General features: G+C 57.1%; 16 protein-coding genes, 2 tRNA genes and 2 rRNA genes. 6 read left to right on the top strand and 14 right to left on the bottom strand.

Annotated elements, in window-relative coordinates:
* The first annotated feature begins 97 nt into the window (after window positions 1–97).
* Window positions 98–2,992 (top strand): ribonucleoside-diphosphate reductase subunit alpha, encoded by a 2,895-nt coding sequence (locus tag ACOYXE_RS00975; protein WP_405123062.1) that lies wholly within the window; start codon window positions 98–100, stop codon window positions 2,990–2,992.
* Window positions 2,993–3,404: 412 nt separating this feature from the next.
* Here ACOYXE_RS00975 and flgE read toward each other — a convergent pair whose 3' ends face one another.
* The 6 genes from flgE to ACOYXE_RS00945 all read right to left on the bottom strand — a co-directional run bounded on the left by flgE (window position 3,405) and on the right by ACOYXE_RS00945 (window position 8,552).
* Window positions 3,405–4,748, bottom strand: a complete 1,344-nt coding sequence (flgE, locus tag ACOYXE_RS00970; protein WP_460927367.1) for a flagellar hook protein FlgE — start codon at window positions 4,746–4,748, stop codon at window positions 3,405–3,407.
* Window positions 4,749–4,778: 30 nt separating this feature from the next.
* Complete coding sequence (flgD, locus tag ACOYXE_RS00965) at window positions 4,779–5,504, bottom strand: flagellar hook assembly protein FlgD (RefSeq protein WP_405123061.1); 726 nt, start codon at window positions 5,502–5,504, stop codon at window positions 4,779–4,781.
* 15 nt (window positions 5,505–5,519) lie between these two features.
* Window positions 5,520–5,963, bottom strand: coding sequence for a flagellar basal body rod protein FlgC (flgC, locus tag ACOYXE_RS00960; RefSeq protein ID WP_003227217.1), 444 nt, complete (start codon window positions 5,961–5,963; stop codon window positions 5,520–5,522).
* Window positions 5,964–5,966: 3 nt separating this feature from the next.
* Window positions 5,967–6,374, bottom strand: a complete 408-nt coding sequence (flgB, locus tag ACOYXE_RS00955; protein WP_007917581.1) for a flagellar basal body rod protein FlgB — start codon at window positions 6,372–6,374, stop codon at window positions 5,967–5,969.
* Between the two features lie 371 nt (window positions 6,375–6,745).
* A complete protein-coding gene (gene cheR / locus ACOYXE_RS00950) occupies window positions 6,746–7,573 on the bottom strand; it encodes a protein-glutamate O-methyltransferase CheR (RefSeq protein ID WP_160059078.1) in 828 nt (275 codons plus the stop codon).
* A 46-nt stretch (window positions 7,574–7,619) separates the two neighbouring features.
* Entirely contained in the window at window positions 7,620–8,552 is a 933-nt protein-coding gene (locus ACOYXE_RS00945) for a chemotaxis protein CheV (RefSeq protein WP_007917585.1), read from the bottom strand.
* Window positions 8,553–8,634: 82 nt separating this feature from the next.
* Between ACOYXE_RS00945 and flgA the strand changes: the two genes are divergently transcribed.
* The 4 genes from flgA (at window position 8,635) to ACOYXE_RS00925 (ending at window position 11,222) form a co-directional block, all read left to right on the top strand.
* A complete protein-coding gene (gene flgA / locus ACOYXE_RS00940; protein ID WP_026000512.1) occupies window positions 8,635–9,396 on the top strand; it encodes a flagellar basal body P-ring formation chaperone FlgA in 762 nt (253 codons plus the stop codon).
* Between the two features lie 148 nt (window positions 9,397–9,544).
* Complete coding sequence (gene flgM / locus ACOYXE_RS00935) at window positions 9,545–9,871, top strand: flagellar biosynthesis anti-sigma factor FlgM (RefSeq protein ID WP_077574151.1); 327 nt, start codon at window positions 9,545–9,547, stop codon at window positions 9,869–9,871.
* Window positions 9,872–9,919: 48 nt separating this feature from the next.
* Window positions 9,920–10,387 (top strand): flagella synthesis protein FlgN, encoded by a 468-nt coding sequence (locus tag ACOYXE_RS00930; RefSeq protein WP_160059079.1) that lies wholly within the window; start codon window positions 9,920–9,922, stop codon window positions 10,385–10,387.
* Between the two features lie 88 nt (window positions 10,388–10,475).
* Window positions 10,476–11,222, top strand: a complete 747-nt coding sequence (locus ACOYXE_RS00925) for a flagellar brake protein (RefSeq protein WP_405123060.1) — start codon at window positions 10,476–10,478, stop codon at window positions 11,220–11,222.
* Between the two features lie 72 nt (window positions 11,223–11,294).
* On the opposite strand, the gene ACOYXE_RS00920 is transcribed toward ACOYXE_RS00925, so the two are convergent.
* The 4 genes from ACOYXE_RS00920 to ACOYXE_RS00905 all read right to left on the bottom strand — a co-directional run bounded on the left by ACOYXE_RS00920 (window position 11,295) and on the right by ACOYXE_RS00905 (window position 16,507).
* On the bottom strand, window positions 11,295–12,686 hold the full coding sequence (locus ACOYXE_RS00920) for an MFS transporter (RefSeq protein ID WP_405123059.1): 1,392 nt from the start codon (window positions 12,684–12,686) through the stop codon (window positions 11,295–11,297).
* A 69-nt stretch (window positions 12,687–12,755) separates the two neighbouring features.
* Window positions 12,756–13,997: a glutamine synthetase family protein gene (locus tag ACOYXE_RS00915; RefSeq protein WP_460929759.1), complete on the bottom strand. Its 1,242-nt coding sequence runs from the start codon at window positions 13,995–13,997 to the stop codon at window positions 12,756–12,758.
* Between the two features lie 216 nt (window positions 13,998–14,213).
* The gene (locus tag ACOYXE_RS00910) at window positions 14,214–14,906 is read right to left on the bottom strand and encodes a sensor histidine kinase (protein WP_460927361.1); all 693 of its coding nucleotides are present in this window, start codon (window positions 14,904–14,906) and stop codon (window positions 14,214–14,216) included.
* Window positions 14,903–16,507 (bottom strand): tetratricopeptide repeat-containing response regulator, encoded by a 1,605-nt coding sequence (locus ACOYXE_RS00905; protein WP_077574157.1) that lies wholly within the window; start codon window positions 16,505–16,507, stop codon window positions 14,903–14,905. Before ACOYXE_RS00905 ends, ACOYXE_RS00910 begins: the two co-directional genes overlap by 4 nt.
* 210 nt (window positions 16,508–16,717) lie before the next feature.
* On the opposite strand from ACOYXE_RS00905, the gene ACOYXE_RS00900 reads away from it, so the two are divergent.
* Window positions 16,718–18,073 carry a lysozyme inhibitor LprI family protein gene (locus ACOYXE_RS00900; protein WP_460927359.1) on the top strand — a complete coding sequence of 452 codons (1,356 nt, stop codon included), beginning with the start codon at window positions 16,718–16,720 and terminating at the stop codon, window positions 18,071–18,073.
* A gap of 139 nt (window positions 18,074–18,212) precedes the next feature.
* On the opposite strand, the gene rrf is transcribed toward ACOYXE_RS00900, so the two are convergent.
* The 4 genes from rrf to ACOYXE_RS00880 form a co-directional block, all read right to left on the bottom strand.
* A 5S ribosomal RNA gene (gene rrf, locus ACOYXE_RS00895) occupies window positions 18,213–18,328 on the bottom strand.
* Between the two features lie 156 nt (window positions 18,329–18,484).
* Window positions 18,485–21,378, bottom strand: a 23S ribosomal RNA gene (locus tag ACOYXE_RS00890).
* A gap of 234 nt (window positions 21,379–21,612) precedes the next feature.
* Window positions 21,613–21,688 (bottom strand) — tRNA-Ala (locus tag ACOYXE_RS00885).
* Between the two features lie 10 nt (window positions 21,689–21,698).
* Window positions 21,699–21,775, bottom strand: a tRNA-Ile gene (locus tag ACOYXE_RS00880).
* Window positions 21,776–21,807: the final 32 nt, after the last annotated feature.

The raw sequence follows: 21,807 nt of genomic DNA, 5'->3' as shown, positions 1-21,807 counted from the left end.
TGTTACGCCGACGCTTGTCGGTTGCAGTGCTTCGGTACAGAACGGTGAGCACCATGACGGTGCCAAACAAACATAGAGAATGTGGAGACCACCCCCCATGCAAACCGACACAACTCGCGAGAACCCGCAGGGCACCTTGCCGCAGGCCGCTGATTCGAATTCGGATCTGGCAGCCACCGCGCCTGGTCAACTGCGCGTGATCAAGCGCAATGGCACTGTCGTTCCTTACACCGATGACAAGATCACCGTCGCTATCACCAAAGCGTTCCTCGCAGTTGAAGGCGGCACCGCTGCCGCTTCGTCGCGAATCCACGACACTGTTGCGCGCCTGACCGAACAGGTCACCGCGACCTTCAAGCGTCGCATGCCGTCGGGTGGCACCATCCACATCGAAGAAATCCAGGACCAGGTCGAACTGGCCCTGATGCGTGCCGGTGAGCAGAAAGTCGCGCGCGACTACGTGATCTACCGTGACGGTCGTTCGAAAGAACGCGCTGCCCACGCGCCGGCGGAAGAAGCGGTCAACGCTCACCCGTCGATCCGTATCACCCGTGCTGACGGCAGCCTGGCGCCGCTGGACATGGGTCGCCTGAACACCATCGTCACCGAAGCCTGCGAAGGCCTGGAAGAAGTCGACGGCGACCTGATCCAGCGCGAAACCCTGAAAAACCTCTACGACGGCGTGGCCCTGACCGACGTCAACACTGCCCTGGTGATGACCGCTCGTACGCTGGTTGAGCGTGAGCCGAACTACTCGTTCGTGACCGCCCGCCTGCTGATGGACACCCTGCGTGCCGAAGGCCTGGGTTTCCTCGGTGTGGCCGAAAGCGCTACTCACCACGAAATGGTCGACCTGTACGCCAAGGCATTGCCGGCCTACATCGCCAAAGGTATCGAGTTCGAACTGCTGAACCCTGTGCTGGCCACCTTCGACCTGGAAAAACTGGGCAAGGCGATCAACCACGAGCGCGATCAGCAATTCACCTACCTGGGCCTGCAAACCCTGTACGACCGTTACTTCATCCACAAGGATGGTATTCGTTTCGAACTGCCGCAGATCTTCTTCATGCGCGTGGCCATGGGCCTGGCGATCGAAGAGAAGCAGAAAGAAGACCGTGCGATCGAGTTCTACAACCTGCTGTCGTCCTTCGACTACATGTCGTCGACCCCGACCCTGTTCAACGCCGGTACCCTGCGTCCACAGCTGTCGAGCTGCTACCTGACCACCGTGCCGGATGACCTGTCGGGCATCTACCACGCGATCCACGACAACGCCATGTTGTCGAAATTCGCTGGCGGTCTGGGCAACGACTGGACGCCGGTGCGTGCACTGGGTTCGTACATCAAAGGCACCAACGGCAAGTCGCAAGGCGTGGTTCCGTTCCTCAAAGTGGTGAACGACACCGCGGTAGCCGTTAACCAGGGTGGCAAGCGCAAAGGCGCTGTCTGTGCCTACCTGGAAACCTGGCACATGGACATCGAAGAGTTCATCGAACTGCGCAAGAACACCGGTGATGATCGTCGTCGTACCCACGACATGAACACAGCCAACTGGATCCCTGACCTGTTCATGAAGCGTGTCTTCGACGACGGCAAGTGGACCCTGTTCTCGCCATCCGAAGTGCCGGACCTGCACGACCTGACCGGTAAAGCCTTCGAAGAGCGCTACGAGTACTACGAAGCCCTGACCGAATACCCAGGCAAGGTCAAACTGTTCAAGACCATCCAGGCCAAAGACCTGTGGCGCAAAATGCTCTCCATGCTGTTTGAAACCGGCCACCCTTGGCTGACCTTCAAAGACCCGTGCAACCTGCGCAGCCCGCAGCAGCACGTCGGCGTGGTTCACAGCTCGAACCTGTGCACCGAGATCACCTTGAACACCAACAAGGACGAGATCGCCGTTTGCAACCTGGGCTCGATCAACCTGCCGAACCACATCGTCAACGGCAAGCTGGACACCGCCAAGCTGGAACGCACCGTGAACACCGCCGTTCGCATGCTCGATAACGTTATCGACATCAACTACTACTCGGTGCCACAAGCGAAGAACTCCAACTTCAAGCACCGTCCGGTCGGTCTGGGCATCATGGGCTTCCAGGACGCTTTGTACCTGCAGCACATTCCTTACGGTTCCGACGCTGCCGTCGAGTTCGCCGACAAGTCGATGGAAGCCGTCAGCTACTACGCGATCCAGGCGTCCTGCGACCTGGCTGACGAGCGCGGCGCGTACGAGACGTTCCAGGGTTCGCTGTGGTCCAAAGGCATCCTGCCGCTGGATTCGCAACAGATCCTGATCGAGCAACGTGGCCAGAAGTACATCGATGTCGACCTGAACGAAACCCTGGACTGGGCACCGGTTCGCGCCCGTGTTCAGAAAGGTATTCGTAACTCGAACATCATGGCCATCGCACCGACCGCGACCATCGCCAACATCACCGGCGTATCGCAGTCGATCGAACCGACCTACCAGAACCTGTATGTGAAATCGAACCTGTCGGGCGAATTCACCGTGATCAACCCGTACCTGGTTCGCGACCTCAAGGCTCGCGGTCTGTGGGACTCGGTCATGATCAACGACCTGAAGTACTACGACGGTTCGGTTCAGCAGATTGAGCGCATCCCGCAAGAACTCAAAGAGCTCTACGCGACCGCGTTCGAAGTGGACACCAAGTGGATCGTTGACGCCGCCAGCCGTCGTCAGAAGTGGATCGACCAGGCCCAGTCGCTGAACCTGTACATCGCCGGCGCATCGGGCAAGAAGCTCGACGTGACCTACCGCATGGCCTGGTACCGTGGTCTGAAAACCACTTACTACCTCCGTGCCCTGGCCGCGACCAGCACCGAGAAGTCGACCATCAACACCGGCAAGCTGAACGCTGTTTCCAGCGGTGGCAACCACGGCGACGATTCGGTGCTGGCTGCTCCTGCCGGTCCTGCTCCAGTGCCAAAGGCTTGCGCCATCGACGAGCCGGATTGCGAAGCTTGCCAATAAGCTGAGCTGAGTCAGGCGTTGCGAGACACCTGATACTCTCCTGGCAAAAGAACCCCCCGACAGACTTCTGGTTTGTCGGGGGTTTTCTTTTGGGGCAACATCAAAAGCCCCTCACCCTGGCCCTCTCCCGGAGGGAGAGGGAACTGACTGCGTGGATGTGAGAGATACGGCGACGCTGAATACCGAGTCGTATGCGATTTCAAAGCCAACACAAATCGGCCCCCTCTCCCTCGGGAGAGGGCTGGGCGGGCGGCGTTCCGATGAGGGGTAGCTACACCACAAATCCCAAGGTGCAGCGAAGCAAACCGTAGACGCTGCGCCCGGATCAGTCCCGGAGCGAACCCACAGGCCGCCAAGGCCAAAAAAAAAGCCCCTCAAAACGAGGGGCCCAAAAAACTACCACAAACCGCAATCAGGTCATCTGAATAATGGTCTGCATAATCGTGCTCTGAGTGGAGATGGTCTTGGCGTTCGCCTGATAGTTGCTCTGGCCCTTGATCAGGTCTACCAGTTCGTTAGTCAGGTTAACGTTGGACTCTTCCAGAGAGTTCGAAGCGATCGAACCCAAGGTACCGGTTTCCGGTGCATCGTAGCCCGGGATACCCGAAGCAAACGTCTCTTTCCAGCTGGTGCCACCGATAGCCTGCAGGCCTTGTTCGTTGGTGAAGCTGGCCAGCGCAACCTGGCCAATGGCCTTGCTCTGGTTGTTGCTGAAGTTGGCGAACAGCGTACCGGTGCCGTCGATGGTCAGGTTGGTGATCTGGCCAGTGGCGTAACCGTCCTGAGTCGGAATCGAACGCGCGGTGTCAGCGTTGTACTGAGTGGTCTTGGCCATCGAAATGGTAATACCGGCCGGGTTGGCAGCCGCACCGTTAGGCGTAAAGGTACCGTTGGTCACAGTGCCCGGCTTCCAGGTCGTCAGCTTCAAGTCGCTGCTGATGATCGGGTTCGGCGCCGGAGCTGGTAATGTGCTAGGCGTGCTGACCTGCAACAGGTTGCCAGAACTGTCGAAGGTGAGTGTCGAAGCAACCGGAGGCGTAAGCGGATCGTTTGGATTGCTACCGGTCGCATCCGGGTTTCGGCCATCAACCAGAGTGTAGACCTTCCAGGTGTTTTCGCCGGTCTTCACCATATACTGATCCATGACGTGAGAGTTGCCCTGCGTGTCATAGATCGGCGTGCTGAACGACTTGGTGTACGTCTCAAGCTTGCTCGGATCAAACTTGCCGGCCGCCACTGTGTCGTTGATCACCGGCGCAGTCGAGTTCAAGTTGATGCTCGAAGTCACCAACGAAGTCGATTTCGGCGCCAGGTTCGAGGTATCGATCTTCAGGTCGGTCAATACACCGTTGATGATCTTGCCGTTGGCGTCCACACCGTAACCCTGCAGGCGCGAGGTGTAGTCGGTGTTGGTGATGTAACCGGCGTTGTCGACCTTGAACGTACCGGCACGGGTGTAGGACACCGAGCCATTGTTGCTCATGGTGAAGAAGCCCGAACCGTTGATGCCCATGTCCAGCACGTTACCGGTGTTGTTGATGTCACCCTGGGTGAACTGCTGGGAAACGTTGGCCAGGCGCACGCCGTTGCCGATCACTTTGCTGCCGCTACCCAGGCGAGTGGCCGAGTAGACGTCTTCGAATTCTGCACGGGACGATTTGAAACCGGCGGTCGCGACGTTGGCGATGTTGTTGCCGGTCACGTCCAGTTGTTTGTTGGCTGCATAGAGACCGCTAAGGCCGATATTGAAAGACATATTCCACTCCTTTGTGCCGGTTAGTCGGCTCTATATACCAATGGTTTGTACTTTGGACAGGGCAACGGTGCCCTTGCCGGACAGGTTGAGCATCAGCTCACCGCCGGTCTGGCTGATCGTCACGCTGGTGACGGTGGCCGGCAGGTAGGTCGCCATATCGGTCGAGGTGCCATTGATCGATGCGTTGGCCTTAACGGTATAGGTGCCAGTAGCCACCAGATTGCCGTCCTTGTCCTTGCCGTCCCAAGTAAAGCTTGCGTTGCCTGCAGCGCGGCTGCCCAGATCGATGGTGCGAACCACCGCGCCGCTGCTGTCGGTGATGCTCACGGTGCCGCCGGCAATCGACGACGGAACGGTGACCGAACCGGTCATGCCTTTGCTTGGATCGTCGAGCTGAACCGAGTTGGTCTGCACGATCACATTGCGGCCCACCAGCGACGACGCCTGCAAGGCTTGCGAGGAGTTGTAGTTGCCGGCCAGCGAACTGACTGTGCTGTTCAGCGTGGTGATGCCTTCCAGGCTACTGAACTGTGCCAACTGGGCAACGAATGCGCTGTTGTCCTGCGGATCGAGCGGGTTCTGGTTTTTCAGCTGGGTGACCAGCAATTGCAGGAACGCGTCCTTGCCCAGGGCCTGGCCGCCGGTGGCGCTGTTAGTGGCCGAAGCAATGCCACCGGCGGTCGAACTGGTCTTTTTCGACGAGTTCGACAGGATGTCATTCATGCTCAAGCTGCTGGTGGTATCGGAAACACTCATGGCAGTCGCCCCTTATTACTGACCGAGGGTCAGTACCTTCTGCATCATGGTTTTGGCGGTGTTCATCATTTCGGCGTTGGTCTGGAAGGACCGGCTCGCGGAAATCATGTCAGCCATTTCTTCCACCACGTTGACGTTCGGGTAGTAGACGTAGCCTTTGGCATCGGCCGCCGGATGGTTCGGCTCGTAGCGCGCTTCGAGGTTGCTCTGGTCTTCGACCACGCCGAGCACCTGCACGCCTTGACCGGCGGCGTCCTGGCTCTGGAACAGCGAATTGCTGCCGCTGTTCTGGCCGCCCTGGAACATGGTGGCGAATACCGGGTGACGGGCGCGATAGGTCTGGTCGATGCTCGAGGAGACGGTTTCGGCGTTGGCGATGTTCGACGCCACGGTGTTCAGACGCGTGGTCTGTGCGCTCATGCCGCTGCCGGCAATGTTGAAAACGCTGGACAGGGACATGAATTACTCTCCGCGCAGGGCTGACACCAGCCCTTTGAATTTGCTGTTGAGCAGGGTGAAGCTGGCCTGGAAGCCGACGGCGTTTTCCGCGTAGTTCGACTGTTCCAGTTGGGCGTCCACGGTGTTCTGGTCGATCGAAGGTTGCATCGGCGTGCGATACATCAGCGATTCGTCGCCGTTGCCCAGACCTTCAGCTTCGATGTGACGGCTGTTGGTCATGTTCAGGGCGATGGTGCCGTTCGCGTTTTTCTGGGTCTGTGCTTCAAGCACTTTGGAGAAATCCAGATCCCGAGCCTTGTAGTTCGGGGTATCGGCGTTGGCGATGTTGTTGGCCAGCACTTCGGCACGCTGGGCGCGGAAGCCCAATGCCTTTTCGTGAATGCCGAGCGCTTTATCGAAGCTGATGCTCATGTCGGGAACCTTCAGGTGACCGGTTTTTCGTAACTGAGCTTTAGCAAGCGCCGTGCCAAACTATAAAACCCCCATAAACCGCGGCTTTGCGGGGAGTCGGCAACGCGGCAATGCCAGAAAAGCGGCAACCGGTTTCCGCCGGATGCCGCTTTTCTGCCGCTTGCCGTCCATCTCATACGCACCACGGCCCCCTGTAGGAGTGAGCCTGCTCGCGATAGCGGTGTGTCACGCACCGATGATGTTGAATGGGCTACCGCTATCGCGAGCAGGCTCACTCCTACAGGGGTTTTGTGGTGTCAGGGAGAAATTCCGCAGGCACAAAAAAACGGCAGGCCTTTGCGGTCCTGCCGTTTTTTGTGTTGCCGATGTAATCATTTCGCCTGGTAAATGATCCCCGGGCTGCACTGCACCATCTGGTAATGGTCCGGCAAACCGTTCAGCGCTTCGGAAGCGCCAAGGAACAGATAACCGCCCGGCTTCAACGTGCTGTGAATGCGCAACAGGATGTCCTTCTTCACTTCGGCAGAGAAGTAGATCAACACGTTGCGGCAGAACACGATGTCGAACTTGCCCAGCGCGGCGTAGCTGTCGAGCAGGTTGAACGAGCGAAACTCCACGCGGTTCTTGATCGGCGCCTTGATCACCCAGCGCCCCGGCCCTTTCGGGTCGAAGTAACGCTGCAGACGCTCCGGCGACAAACCGCGACCGATCGCCAGGCTGTCGTATTCGCCCGTCTTGCAATTGTTCAGCATAAGGCCGGAAAGATCAGTGGCAACGATCTGCACACCCATCTTCAACTGGCCCAGGTTGCTGCGCTCGAACTCGTCGATCGACATCGACAGCGAGTACGGCTCCTGGCCCGACGAGCAGGCGGCCGACCAGATCCGTAGACGCTGGTTGGGGCTGGCCTTGATCGCTTCAGGCAGCACCTTGTTCTTCAAGACTTCAAACGGATAGGTGTCACGAAACCACAGGGTTTCGTTGGTCGTCATGGCATCGACCACCTGCTCGCGCAAACCGCTGCGCGGCTGGGTCTGGATGCGCTGAACCAGCTCACCCAGGGACTTGATGCCTTGCTGCTCCATCAGTTTGTTGAGACGGCTCGAGACCAGGTACTGCTTGTTTTCACCGAGCAAAATGCCACAGGCTTTTTCCAGGAAGACCCGGAACTGTTCGAAATCCAAATTACCCGTAGACAATGATGCCGCCTCTTAAATCGTGTTGACCGCCAGGAGCAAAGCGCTCCTAGCTGATATCTGCTGCTTTGATCCGGTCGACTACCCGGGATGCCAGGTCATCAGGACGGAATTTGGCCAGGAAGTCATCAGCACCGACTTTCTTGACCATCGCCTGATTGAATACCCCCGACAACGAAGTATGCAGGATGATATGAAGCTTTTGCATGCGTGCGTCGCCGCGGATTTCCGCCGTCAGGGTGTACCCGTCCATCTCCGGCATCTCGATGTCGGAAATCATCATCAGGAACTCTTCTTCCGGCTTCTTGCCCTCATCGACCAGCTTGCGCAGGTAATCCAGTGCTTGCTTGCCGTCGTTCAGCGCCACCACTTCGACACCGATCGTTTGCAGACAACGCGTGACCTGCTTGCGCGCCACCGATGAGTCATCGACCGTCAAGACACGCAACGACAGTGCCTTGGTCTGGGTCTCGACATCGACCACGCCCACCGAAATCGCTTCCGGTGTCGGCGCAACTTCCGCCAGCACTTTCTCGACGTCGATGATTTCGACTAACTGATTGTCCACCCGAGTCACAGCGGTCAGGTAATGATCGCGGCCCGTGCCCTTGGGTGGTGGATGAATCTCTTCCCAGTTCATGTTGACGATGCGCTCCACCGAGCGGACCAGGAAACCCTGGGTCTTGGTGTTGTACTCCGTGATGATCACGAACGGGTTGTTCTTGTCTTTCAACGCTCCGGAACCGGTGGCCATTGCCAGATCAAGGATCGGAATGGTCGCCCCCCGGATATTTGCCACCCCGCACACGACAGGACTGGACTTGGGCATCAACGTCAGCGACGGGCACTGCAACACTTCCCGCACCTTGAACACGTTGATTCCATAAAGCTGCTGACCGTCAAGACGGAACAACAACAGCTCCAGGCGATTCTGCCCTACCAGTTGCGTGCGCTGGTTCACCGAATCCATTACACCAGCCATGCCCAGACTCCTACACCAACGCCAAGTGTTGTTGCGACGCACATTCATTGCTAAACGGCACGGCGCTTGCTTTTTAACTCGTATGAACGCTCAAACGACATTTTTCCGACACCTGACCTCCCGCGCTCGCAAAAGCCTTTGCGCGATGTCAGCCGTCTGCTGCTTTTTCGCTGGCAGCCCTGCCATTGCTGATGCGGTTACCTTGCCTGACATGCTTATCGGCGTCACTCAGGGCTTTCTTGAGTTCACCGTAGAAGACTATCTGGCTACCAGTCAAACGGAAGGCCGCTACGAAATCGAAGTTAACCAGCTCGACCCCCGTATGCGCATGCCTATGTGCGACAAGGAATTGACAGCGACTTTGGAGAGCCCGGCACGTCCGTTGGGCCGGGTTACCGTGAAGGTGCGCTGTGAAGGCGCCTCGCCCTGGACCGTGTTCGTGCCCGCTCAAGTCCGCCTGTTTCGCGAGATTGTGACCACCACCCGACCGCTGAAACGTGCAGGGATTATCGAACCGCAGGACGTGACCCTGCGTGAGCGCGACGTGAGTACGATCAACCAAGGCTTTCTGACCTCGGTAGACGAAGCGATCGGGCAGAAATTAACCCGACCAACGGTAGCCGATCAGGTCATTACCCTGGTTCATCTGGAACAGGCCGAAGTCATTCGCAAGGGCGATCAAGTGGTCATCACTGCGCGCAGCGGCACGCTCGCCGTGCGCATGCCAGGTGAAGCGCTGGCCAATGGCGGTTTGAAAGAACAGATACGCGTGAAAAACCTCAACTCGCAACGGGTCATCAAGGCGCAAGTCACCGCGCCCGGCCAAGTGGAAGTCGCGATGTAGAAAACTGGCGCTGCCCCCGGCTGTTCCCTAAACTGTGCCGCAGCAGGACACGCGCCGGCGCATGCAAGGCTCATTGTAAATGTGCCTAAAGTTTTCCAGGGGATGGCCGAAAACATGGCAAGCGTCCAAATTCCCAGAGGTTTTTATCATGGTCATCGATTTCAGCCGTTTGAACAGCTCCTCGTCACTTACGGGCAGTACACGTACCAGCAACGCCAAGGAAACCGCCGAAACCGGCACCTCCGCGCCGCTGAATACCCAGGCCGAACCGGCCAGTACCGCAAAAAGCGGGGAATCGGTACACCTCAGCAATGAGGCTCAACAGTTGCAGAAGGTCACTGACAAGCTGCGCGATCAGCCTGCTGTCGACAAAGCCCGTGTGGCCGAGTTGAAAGCCGCGATTGCCGATGGCAGCTATAAAGTCGACAGCAACCGTGTAGCCAGCAAACTGCTCAACTTCGAAGCCCAGCGCTAGGCCTTTGCCGGCGCGAGGCTTTTGGACGCTTAACACCCAAGGCCAGCCATGCACGACACTAATTTATTGCAACTGATCAACGACGACTTTGCTCCAGCTCAACAATTGCTGGAGTTGCTGCAAACCGAATCTCTCGCGTTGCACGGTCGCGACATGCCCCTGCTGGAAGAAATTCTGGCGCATAAACAGGCATTGATCATTTTGCTTGAACAGCATGGCCGCAAACGCAGCGAAATCCTCGCCAGCCTCAACTTGTCGACAGACCGCAGCGGTCTGGAGCAGCTGGCTGGCAAGTCGAGCATTGGCGACCAGTTGTTGACGCAAGGCGATGCATTGACCGATCTGATCGCTCAATGCCAGGCCGCCAACGTCAAGAACGGCCAGTCGATCCAGATCCAGCAGGCCGCCACGGCCAATCAACTGAAGATCCTTACCGGTGGTGAAGCGCCAGCGCTTTATAACGCCAGCGGTACATTTGCCAAACCCGCCGTACCGCGTCCGCTCAGCCAGGCATGAGCCGTTGATGCGCCAGCTCTATCAACCCGCGGAACATGCTGGCAAAATGCTGGCTAGTCGTCATATTTTGTCTGGAGATTGATAAACCGTGTCCAACGCCCTCAGCGCGGATGATGCTCCGCAGCCCCCTAAGGTGCTCACCACGCCACTGGAAATCTCCAGCAACCTGCGCCAGCTGCAAGAAAGCCACGATCCGCTGATCATCACTTTTCACGAGCGCAGCCAGCGCTTCCAGAGCTACCTGATCAAAGTCGACCGCGACAGCGCCTCGATCGCGCTGGATGAGATGATCCCGCGTGATGGCGAACGCTTCCTGCTGGCCGGCGAGCCGTTCAAGGTCGAAGGTTTTCATGACGGTGTGCGCATTGCCTGGGAATGCACCGGCACACTGAACATCGAAGAGTCCGAAGGTGATCGTTTCTACACCGGCGAACTGCCGACCGAAGTGGTTTACCACCAGCGCCGCAATGCTTTCCGCGCCGCGCTGAAGCTGACTGATCTGGTCAGCGTTGAACTGGGCGGCGAAAAGCTCAAGGCGCCGATCAACGGCAAACTGCTGGATATTTCCGCGACCGGCTGCAAGCTGCGCTTCGAAGGCGATATCACTGATCGCCTGCAACTGGGTCAGGTCTATGACCGCTTGATCGCCCCGCCGCTGTTCGGCAACCAGCCGATCTCCGTCGAACTGCGCTATCTGCACTTCGAAGAAAAACTCAACATCACCTTCGCCGGCCTGCGCTTCCACAACATCAGTGGTCAGGCAGCGCGCAACGTTGAGCGCTTCGTGTATCAGTTGCAGCGTGAAGCACGCCGTTTCGATAAAGACGATATGTGATTCGTCCGGCTAATAAAAAGGGCAGTCCTTGAGGGGACTGCCCTTTTTTATGCGCGGTGGTTTTTGTTCAGTTCAGGGTCTGCCGCCACTGAGATCGGGCGCGGGCTTGTCGGTGTCGGTGTCGGTATCCGGTTCGACCGCTGCCGCAGGCGCTGGCTGACTATCAGGTTCAGGCTCGGGATTTGCCGGGGCCTGCCCAGGATCCTGGACCATCTGCTCCTGCACCACCTGCTCGTCTACACGAGGGTCAAGCGCTGCCACCAGTGGCGAACTGGACATGCTGTCCGGCATGGCCACGTGATGCAGCGGCGCATCGTCGACCTGATGTAGATTGGTCACGGCTTTCGGCCGGATCCGCCACACCAGCACCAGCGCGAAGAAGCTGAAGAACGCATACAGACTCTGACTGCCAAACAGCTTCATCAGCACACCCGCGAGCAGCGGCCCAATGCTCGCGCCGACCCCGTAAGTCACCAACAGCATGGCGGTCAGCGACACACGGCGATCACCTTCCACATGGTCATTGGAGAATGCCACCGCCAGCGGGTACAGACAGAACTGCACCAGTGAACACAGGAAACCAACCCCGAACAACACTTCCAGCGGAACCTGCGGCAGCACCGCCAATGGTAACGCCGCCACCGCCAGGAACCCGGCAAAACAGCGAATCAGCAGCGCCCGGTCGTAACGATCGGACAACCAGCCCAGCGGCCACTGCACCAGCAAACCGGCGAAGATGCAGCTCCCCATGAACAGACCGACCTGCTCGGTCGACAGCCCTTGTTGCGAGGCATACAACGGCGCCAGACCATAGAACGAACCGATGATCAGACCGGCACCGAGCACCGTACTCAGCGACTGCGGCACCCGTTTGATGAAGAAGCGCGGCTCCATCGGCGCCGGATGCAGTGGCGCCGGGTGAATGCGCCGGGTCAACGTCACGGGCACCAGGCACAGGGCAAAACACAGGGCAACCAGCATCAGCAGTTCCAGACCCAGCCCGGGGTGCATGACCAGAATCAATTGACCCAGCACCAGGCCAAGGTATGACGCGATCATGTAACCGCTGAATACCAGACCTCGCTGATTGGCGTCCGCCTGTTCGTTGAGCCAGCTCTCGATCACCATGTATTGGCACATCATGCCCAGACCGACGATGGTCCGCAGCACCAGCCATGCCGGCAGCCAATCGACCAGACCATGGCCAAGCACTGCCGCCCCGACAATCCCGGCACAGGCAGAATAAGCACGAATATGCCCGACCCGGGCAATCAGTCGGTGACCGATCTTGCCGCCCAACACCAAGCCGAAATAGTTGGCGGCCATCAGCGCACCGACCCAGAGGCCGTCGACGTTGTCAGCGGCCAGACGCAAGGCCAGATAAGTGGATAGAAGGCCCGAGCCGATCAACATCATCAGCGAGGCGAAATACAGCGCTCGAAAGGATTTCCAGATTTGGCGCATCGGCGTTCCGAGCGGCTCCTTGCAGTAAATATCGGGCTACCAAAACGATAGCCCGGTGGCGACAGTTCGTCAGGCCTGGGCTGCTAGAACACGCCGTTCCCAGGGAGTGATTTCATCAAAGAAGCTGGTCAACTCCATGGTCTTCGAAGCGATGTAGCCTTCGATGAACTCCTGCCCGAACAGTTCCCTCGCCAACTGGCTACGCTTCAGACGTTCGAGCGCGGCGTGCAAGGTACACGGCAGCGAGAGGTTGTCCGGCACCTCGAACTCGCCCTGAATCGCCTCGCTCGGCTCCAGCTCATGCTCGATACCATGCAAACCGGCAGCCAGACTGGCAGCGATCGCCAGATACGGATTGGCATCGGCGCCCGGCAAACGATTTTCCACCCGACGAGCCACCGGCGAACTGGCCGGAATTCGCAGCCCGGCGGCACGGTTGTCGTGGGACCAGCACGCATTGTTCGGCGATGCATAGGGATGGCACAGGCGCTGATAGGAATTCACATTGGGTGCAAACAGTGCGGTGAAATCAGCCATGCCCGCCTGCTGACCACCGATGAAATGGCGGAACATCGCCGTCGGCTGACCGCTTTCGTCGCTGAAGACATTCTTGCCACTGCCGATGTCGACGATGCTCTGGTGAATGTGCATCGAACTGCCCGGCGTGTGTGCCAGCGGTTTAGCCATGCACACCACGGTCAGGCCATGCTTGAGCGCGACTTCCTTGAGCAGGTGTTTGAACAGGAACGTCTGGTCGGCGAGCAACAGCGGATCGCCGTGCAGCAGATTGATCTCGAACTGGCTGACACCCATCTCGTGCATGAAGGTATCGCGCGGCAAACCGAGGGCCGCCATGCATTTATAGACTTCGTTGAAGAAAGGTCGCAGACCGTTATTGGAGCTGATGCTGAACGCCGACTGGCCATCTTCGCGACGACCGTCGAGACCGACGGGAGGCCGGAACGGTTGGGTCGGATCGGTGTTCGGCGCGAAGACAAAGAATTCCAGTTCGGTCGCCACCACCGGCGCCAAGCCGCGCGCGGCATAACGGGCAATGACTTTTTTCAACTGGCCACGGGTCGACAGATTGGAGCTTTCGCCGGTCAGTTCATCGGCGTCGCAAATGGCCAGGGCACGCGAGTCGTTGCTCCACGGCAGGCGATGGATCTGGGTCGGTTCGGCGACCAGCGCCAGGTCTCCGTCATCGCTGCCATAAAACCGCGCGGCCGGGTAACCGCCCATGATGCATTGCAGCAGCACACCCCGCGCCAACTGCAAACGCCGTCCTTCGAGGAAACCCTCGGAGGTCATCACTTTGCCCCGCGGTACGCCGTTCAAATCCGGCGTGACACATTCAATCTCATCAATGCCCGTCAATCGCTGCGCGAGTGAACGCTGGCCATCGGTTGTCATGACGCAATCCTTGTTATTGTGCGAGCCGCGAACGGCGACCCGTACAAAATAGGCTTCGGCTGTTCGGAATATCAAGCAGCGTCAAACAAAAAACCAGACAACGGGGATGTGCGTTCAGGGTAGGTAGAGGTTGAAGACGCCGCCGCCCAATGGCCCGCCATTGCGGATTTCGGTGCGACCTTCAACACCGTTACGCTGATGCAGCGCCGCGATGCGATTGGCGAAATACAAACCGAGCCCGGTGCTGCCACTGCTGTGGTTGATGCCCTGCACGTAATCGGCCTGGCGCTCGAGCATCTCGGCCGGGTAACCGTCGCCGTCGTCGTTGATGCTCAGCACCAATTGCCCGGCTTCGTCACTGACGGTGATCAGCAACGATTCGCGGGCATAACGAATCGCATTGTTGATGCAGTTACCGAGCACTGAGGCAATCAATTCACGGTCGAAGAAACCCAACGGACTCAGCGGATCGACCTCGTAGGTGGCGATGATCCCGCGACTGGCAAACACCTCTTGATGCGCCGCCAGTTGCGCCTCGATAAAGTCATCAAGTTCGTGATACGCCGGTTGCAGCGGCATCTGGTTGACGCCGAGCTTGTACAGCCCGAGCAACTGCACCAGCATGCCATTGAGGTGGGCGAACTCGAAGTCGATGACGCCCTGCTCCGAACCTTCGCGCTGCGCTTGCGGCAAGCGTGCGAGCCATTGGCTATGGGCCTGCATGAGCATGGCCAGCGAGTTCTTCATGTCGTGGACGGTGGAGGCGATCACCGTAGAAAAATCCAGCGCCTGCTTGTCGTTGCTCATTCGCCAAACGCCTTGCTTTTCAGCTTCTGATAACGCGCATGACGCGCGTCGGTGTCGGGCATCAGGCCAACCATTTTCAGGCAGGCCCGACATTCTTCCAGCTCCGCCGACGGCACACTGGTGTCGGTGCCGTGGAGCAGCGACTGGGCCATGTTCAGCGCGATACTGATGTTCTTCGGTTGCATCTTCAGCGCCTTGCGGAAGACCTCGCGGGCCTCCACCAGGTTGCCGGTCTTGTACACGCGCACGCCCTGACGGTTGAGATCGGCAGCGGCGTTGCTGGAGCTGAGGATAGTCGGGTCGTCGGTGAGCTTGGCGATGTCTTTCATCACCGCCGGATCATCACCGTAGATTTCCGCGCAGCTCTTGAGCATCGAGGTGCCCGCCTCGGCCTGCCCGAGCATCTGCAACTGCTTGGCGACCAACAGCGCCGCTTCCGGACTCATGAACTGTTCCATGCCGTCGAGGCGCATCAGCGCTTGTTCGGTGAGCTTGTCGGCAGTTTCGGCATCATTGAGCAGAAGACTGGTGGCTTTCATCAGACGTGCACGAATCTGCAGGCCGGGGTCGGTCGGGTTTTCTTTGGCCACCGCGCTGAGGGTGGTGTTGATCTCCAGCCGCGTGCGCGTGTCGAGACCGCGTTCGCTGCCCTTGCTGATCAGCGCGTGGGCCAGCCCGAGGTTGCTTTCCGGGTCCTTGAAGCGCGACTGTGCACCTTGCGACACCGCTTGGCGGTAAGCACGCGAGGCGGTGTCGAAATCTTCGTTGGCCATCGCCAGTTTGCCAAGCAAGGCCTGTCGGCGCACCGCCAGCGGCGAAAGACGAATGGCCTCTTCGAGCACCTGTTGCGCGCCTTTGGTATCGCCCTCCGATACCAGCACATCGGCCATACCGTCGTACAGCGACGGCATCATCGGGAACACCTTGAGCGCTTTCTCATAGACGCCTTTGGCCTGTGCAACCTGACCACGCTTGAAGAGCAACTTGCCCAATCCGGCAAATGCCCATGGCAACGGCCGGTCGGCAATGATGCTGTCGTAGAGGCGTTCCAGCGCTTCGTTCTGATTCATGTCGCGCAGCGCATCAGCGCGGTAGCGCAGGCACAGCGGCGAATAGCGAATGTCCTGCTTGCACAGGGCGATGCAAGCGTTGAGCACCTCGACCGGTTTGCCACGGTCGAGGGCCTGCAGAATCGGTTTGAGCAACGTCTTGCGCTGCTCCAGACGTTCCAGGCGCTGGGCCAGACCGGAACGGTTGAACGGCTTGGTCAGGTACGCATCCGGCTCATGCTCTAGGGCACTGAGCACCATCGCCTGACTGGTCTCGGCGGTGACCATGACAAACACTGCTTCATGGCTGATGAGCTTTTCCAGCATCAGGTCTTCGAGAACCTGCTGGCCGTTCTTCTTGCCGTCACCGAGGTGAAAATCCTGCAGGATGAAATCGTAGGACTTCTGTGCGCACATCTTCAGCGCCTGCTCACCGGTGTCGGCCGTATCGACATCCTTGACCCCAAGCTCACGCAGCATCGAACGCACGGAACTGCGGAAATCCGAGAAATCATCGACGATCAGAAAACTCTTTTGGTGATACGACAGCATCGAAGACTTCCAGGCAATTGAAGTGAGGGCAATTTCAGGCGCGCAAATGATAGCTGGCGGCCAAATGCCATCAAGCGATTTCGCGCGACTTTTAAGTCACCGAATGGGTTATCGGCCAGAAGTGCTGTTCCCTGAAGCCGGCGCTTCAAGATTCCTTGCCTAGCGATTACCCTGCGCGCCGGCATAACTTCCCACTACAAGGTTTACATCGTGCACATCAAAGGACGCTGCATCACGTCTGTCTGCGCGTTGCTGTTTATACAGCAGGCAATGGCGGCTGGAATGGATTGTACAAAAGCGGCGAATGCCGTCGAAAACACTGTTTGCGCGGGCAAAGGACTTTATGAACAAGATGTACAGATGGGCTCTGTTTATCGAGCGTTGATAAAGGCGTCCGCCCAGGTACAACCGGAACTGAAACGTACTCAACGACTGTGGTTAAAGGCTCGCAATGAATGCGCCGACGATGTCTCGTGCCTGAATCAGCGTTATGACGAGCGCCTGAAAGTCCTTCAGGCACTGTTGACGGAGGCGCTTGCCTACCCACCGGATGACCTCGATACGCAAGTGATGCATGAACTGAGCAACAGCATTCAAGCAGCGAGCAAGGACAATCCGGAGTTTGCCCTGGAGCGTACGCTTGAAGCCTTTGGCATCCGCGCGGGCAAGACCTCGTTCTCTGGAGACGTCGACAAGGATGATCCAAGCGACACGCACTTTCCGACATCGAAGCCCGCCGGTCTCACGCCAGACGAGTGGCAGGCGCTGAGGACGTCGGACATTTCCGGCGCTGCCGATTTCGGTCACTCCACGTACACCCTGCTGGACATGGACGACGATGGTCAGCGCGATCTTATCGTCGATACCTACACCGGCGGCACAGGTCTGTTTACCTACACGGAGACCTGGCGGCGAACCGGCGAGCGTTTCATCAAGAGAAGCCCCGCCGCTGAAAGCTCGCTGTTTCACACCAATGATCGCGGCGCCAACCAGTCAGCGAATTGGATAAACATCCGTGGAAAAGTGTATGCGGCGTATCGCAGCGGTGCCTACGGAGTTGATCAGCTTTACTTGCTAAACCCGCTCAGAATCAACAATCGGGTACCGACGATAGCGGTTCATTACCGTTACGACCTGAAGGTGCCCACCCTTCAACATAAGGAAGACGGCACCACCACTTACGAGTTGGAGCCCGCTCTGCAACAGACACTTGACCGGGCGATAAGCAAAGCGACGCAGGCTGGAGCAGTCAGTTCAGCGAACACGCCGCTCTGCCCTGTCCCGGCCAGTGGCGCAGGAGAAAACGACTATTACAGCTATGGCATGGCGCCCTACACCCTCGAAGTTGTCACGAATCTTGGGGTTGTCATTGGCAATGATTGTTATATCGGCGCGTTGATCAACTGGTTCGGCAGCTACTACGAAAAGGAAGGATTGTCGGCACAACTGGTATTGCGCAAACCGGATGCCGAAGCCACTGGGCGTAGTTATGACGTGAATGGCAAACGCCATGTCAGCGCCGTGAGCGCAGCACTAGGTAAAGTTGAAACGGACGACGGCGCGTAGCATGACTTCTCGCGCTCAAGGTTAGCGACGGTTGGGGCAGGTAATACGTTGGTGAACGTATTACCTGTCGCGAGCCAAAACTTTTCTGCAGGCAAAACAAAACCCCAACTGCTTTCGCAATTGGGGTTTTGGAATTTAATCTTGACGATGACCTACTCTCACATGGGGAAACCCCACACTACCATCGGCGATGCATCGTTTCACTGCTGAGTTCGGGATGGGATCAGGTGGTTCCAACGCTCTATGGTCGTCAAGAAATTCGGGTACTGAATCGTGGCCTTGTGGCCTCGCTTCAGCAAATTGGGTATGTGACAGCTTTCGGTGTTTTGTGAACATCGAACTTTCGGTTCGTTTCGTCTTCACACACCGCAATCTGGTCTCTCTCGAGTTCGCAAATTGCTTGGGTGTTATATGGTCAAGCCTCACGGGCAATTAGTATTGGTTAGCTCAACGCCTCACAGCGCTTACACACCCAACCTATCAACGTCGTAGTCTTCGACGGCCCTTCAGGGAACTCAAGGTTCCAGTGAGATCTCATCTTGAGGCAAGTTTCCCGCTTAGATGCTTTCAGCGGTTATCTTTCCCGAACATAGCTACCCGGCAATGCCACTGGCGTGACAACCGGAACACCAGAGGTTCGTCCACTCCGGTCCTCTCGTACTAGGAGCAGCCCCTCTCAAATCTCAAACGTCCACGGCAGATAGGGACCGAACTGTCTCACGACGTTCTAAACCCAGCTCGCGTACCACTTTAAATGGCGAACAGCCATACCCTTGGGACCGGCTTCAGCCCCAGGATGTGATGAGCCGACATCGAGGTGCCAAACACCGCCGTCGATATGAACTCTTGGGCGGTATCAGCCTGTTATCCCCGGAGTACCTTTTATCCGTTGAGCGATGGCCCTTCCATACAGAACCACCGGATCACTAAGACCTACTTTCGTACCTGCTCGACGTGTCTGTCTCGCAGTCAAGCGCGCTTTTGCCTTTATACTCTACGACCGATTTCCGACCGGTCTGAGCGCACCTTCGTACTCCTCCGTTACTCTTTAGGAGGAGACCGCCCCAGTCAAACTACCCACCATACACTGTCCTCGATCCGGATAACGGACCTGAGTTAGAACCTCAAAGTTGCCAGGGTGGTATTTCAAGGATGGCTCCACGCGAACTGGCGTCCACGCTTCAAAGCCTCCCACCTATCCTACACAAGCAAATTCAAAGTCCAGTGCAAAGCTATAGTAAAGGTTCACGGGGTCTTTCCGTCTAGCCGCGGATACACTGCATCTTCACAGCGATTTCAATTTCACTGAGTCTCGGGTGGAGACAGCGCCGCCATCGTTACGCCATTCGTGCAGGTCGGAACTTACCCGACAAGGAATTTCGCTACCTTAGGACCGTTATAGTTACGGCCGCCGTTTACCGGGGCTTCGATCAAGAGCTTCGCGTTAGCTAACCCCATCAATTAACCTTCCGGCACCGGGCAGGCGTCACACCCTATACGTCCACTTTCGTGTTTGCAGAGTGCTGTGTTTTTAATAAACAGTCGCAGCGGCCTGGTATCTTCGACCGGCATGAGCTTACGGAGCAAGTCCTTCACCCTCACCGGCGCACCTTCTCCCGAAGTTACGGTGCCATTTTGCCTAGTTCCTTCACCCGAGTTCTCTCAAGCGCCTTGGTATTCTCTACCCAACCACCTGTGTCGGTTTGGGGTACGGTTCCTGGTTACCTGAAGCTTAGAAGCTTTTCTTGGAAGCATGGCATCAACCACTTCGTGTTCTAAAAGAACACTCGTCATCAGCTCTCGGCCTTAAGATCCCGGATTTACCTAAGATCTCAGCCTACCACCTTAAACTTGGACAACCAACGCCAAGCTGGCCTAGCCTTCTCCGTCCCTCCATCGCAATAACCAGAAGTACAGGAATATTAACCTGTTTTCCATCGACTACGCTTTTCAGCCTCGCCTTAGGGACCGACTAACCCTGCGTCGATTAACGTTGCGCAGGAAACCTTGGTCTTTCGGCGTGGGTGTTTTTCACACCCATTGTCGTTACTCATGTCAGCATTCGCACTTCTGATACCTCCAGCAAGCTTCTCAACTCACCTTCACAGGCTTACAGAACGCTCCTCTACCGCATCATCCGAAGATGATACCCGTAGCTTCGGTGTATGGTTTGAGCCCCGTTACATCTTCCGCGCAGGCCGACTCGACTAGTGAGCTATTACGCTTTCTTTAAAGGGTGGCTGCTTCTAAGCCAACCTCCTAGCTGTCTAAGCCTTCCCACATCGTTTCCCACTTAACCATAACTTTGGGACCTTAGCTGACGGTCTGGGTTGTTTCCCTTTTCACGACGGACGTTAGCACCCGCCGTGTGTCTCCCATGCTCGGCACTTGTAGGTATTCGGAGTTTGCATCGGTTTGGTAAGTCGGGATGACCCCCTAGCCGAAACAGTGCTCTACCCCCTACAGTGATACATGAGGCGCTACCTAAATAGCTTTCGAGGAGAACCAGCTATCTCCGAGCTTGATTAGCCTTTCACTCCGATCCACAGGTCATCCGCTAACTTTTCAACGGTAGTCGGTTCGGTCCTCCAGTTAGTGTTACCCAACCTTCAACCTGCCCATGGATAGATCGCCCGGTTTCGGGTCTATTCCCAGCGACTAGACGCCCTATTAAGACTCGCTTTCGCTACGCCTCCCCTATTCGGTTAAGCTCGCCACTGAAAATAAGTCGCTGACCCATTATACAAAAGGTACGCAGTCACCCAACAAAGTGGGCTCCCACTGCTTGTACGCATACGGTTTCAGGATCTATTTCACTCCCCTCTCCGGGGTTCTTTTCGCCTTTCCCTCACGGTACTAGTTCACTATCGGTCAGTCAGTAGTATTTAGCCTTGGAGGATGGTCCCCCCATATTCAGACAAAGTTTCTCGTGCTCCGTCCTACTCGATTTCATGACTAAGAGATTTTCGCGTACAGGGCTATCACCCACTATGGCCGCACTTTCCAGAGCGTTCCGCTAATCTCAAAGCCACTTAAGGGCTAGTCCCCGTTCGCTCGCCACTACTAAGGGAATCTCGGTTGATTTCTTTTCCTCAGGGTACTTAGATGTTTCAGTTCCCCTGGTTCGCCTCTTGCACCTATGTATTCAGTACAAGATAACCATCTTATGATGGCTGGGTTCCCCCATTCAGACATCTCCGGATCAAAGTCTGTTTGCCGACTCCCCGAAGCTTTTCGCAGGCTACCACGTCTTTCATCGCCTCTGACTGCCAAGGCATCCACCGTATGCGCTTCTTCACTTGACCATATAACCCCAAGCAATCTGGTTATACTGTGAAGACGACATTCGCCGAAAATTCGAATTTCTCAACTAAGAGAACTCACAAATTTTACCTTAGCCTGATCCGTTACCAGTGAAAGTAACGTTCAGTCTATCTTTCTATCACATACCCAAATTTTTAAAGAACGATCTAATCAAAAGACTAGAAATCAATATTCTCAATGGAATACTCATTTCTAAGCTTTCAGAAGCAGTTATATGGTGGAGCCAAGCGGGATCGAACCGCTGACCTCCTGCGTGCAAGGCAGGCGCTCTCCCAGCTGAGCTATGGCCCCATAACAAAATTGGTGGGTCTGGGCAGATTCGAACTGCCGACCTCACCCTTATCAGGGGTGCGCTCTAACCAACTGAGCTACAGACCCAATTTCGAGCGCGTAACTGTTAGCTTGGAGCT

This window comes from Pseudomonas sp. MC6 (assembly GCF_054790575.1).
This window is presented reverse-complemented; position numbering and strand designations above follow the sequence as displayed.